This window comes from Hoyosella sp. YIM 151337 (assembly GCF_026041215.1).
Taxonomy (GTDB): Bacteria; Actinomycetota; Actinomycetes; order Mycobacteriales; family Mycobacteriaceae; genus Hoyosella.
In genome coordinates this window covers 1-924 of sequence record NZ_JAPEIQ010000005.1, presented here as the reverse complement: position 1 = coordinate 924, position 924 = coordinate 1, and the positions used below count along the sequence as shown (strand labels likewise).

Annotated in this window: 1 protein-coding gene; it reads right to left on the bottom strand. The window is 69.8% G+C overall.

Translation table 11 applies throughout. The annotated features are described in order from the left end of the window. Nucleotides 1-924: arabinosyltransferase domain-containing protein (locus tag ONR57_RS01345; protein ID WP_265121047.1), on the bottom strand; the 924-nt coding region annotated here is incomplete at both ends.

Here is a 924-nt window from a genome sequence, read left to right as displayed (position 1 = left end):
CGGTGCGGAGGCGGCTGGCTTCTTGGACGGCGGCGAGGGTTTGGTCTCGGAAGATGATGAAGAGGACGGCGGTGCCGCTGGCGAGGATGGGGGCGGCGAGGGTGGTCCAGGCGAGGAGGGTGCTGGTGCGGCTGGTTGGGCCGGTGGGGTTGTGGGCGAGTTTTTTGGCGCGGGTGATGAGGATGGCGAGGAGGGGGCGGCTGCCGGCGAGGAGTGCGGCGACGGCCATGAGGCCGGTGGGGCCGGCGGCGAGGGAGAAGGCGGCGATGATGGTGGCGACGGCGGCGGGGAGCAGGCGTCCGGTGGCGATGGCGCGTTCGACGCTGATCCAGGTGAGCAGGGCGCCGACGGCGATGACGGGTTCGGGGCGCAGGCCGTTGTTGTAGGGGAGCCAGAAGGCGAGGAAGACGGCGGCTGCGGTCCAGTAGACGGCGGGGGTGTGGCGGGCGCGGCGGCCGAGGCGGGGGATGACTTCGCGGGAGATGATCCACCAGCAGAGCAGGCTGGCGATGAGGGTGGTGAGGCGGACGAAGGGGCTGGCGGTGGAGATGGTGGCCAGGAGTGCGGTGACGTCGTAGAACCAGCCGAAGGGGGCTTCGGCGACGCCGTACCAGCGGTAGTAGTTGGCCATGTAGCCGGCGTGGCCGGCGACGCGGGCCATGTTGAGGATGTAGCCGTCGTCGGCGGTGTTGGCGCCGATGAAGTACCAGGTGAGCAGGATGGCGCCGACGATGCCGTCGAGTGGGCGGAGTTTCCACCAGGAGGCGGGAAGGATGCGGCGGTGGCGGCGGCCGTCGGTGAGGTCGAGGCGGTGCAGGGCGGCCAGGGAGATGAGGGTGGCCAGGACGCCGATGGTGATGGCGAGTGTTTTGAGGATGGTGGGGGTGGTGGTGAAGCGGGTATCGACCTCGATGGTGATGTTCA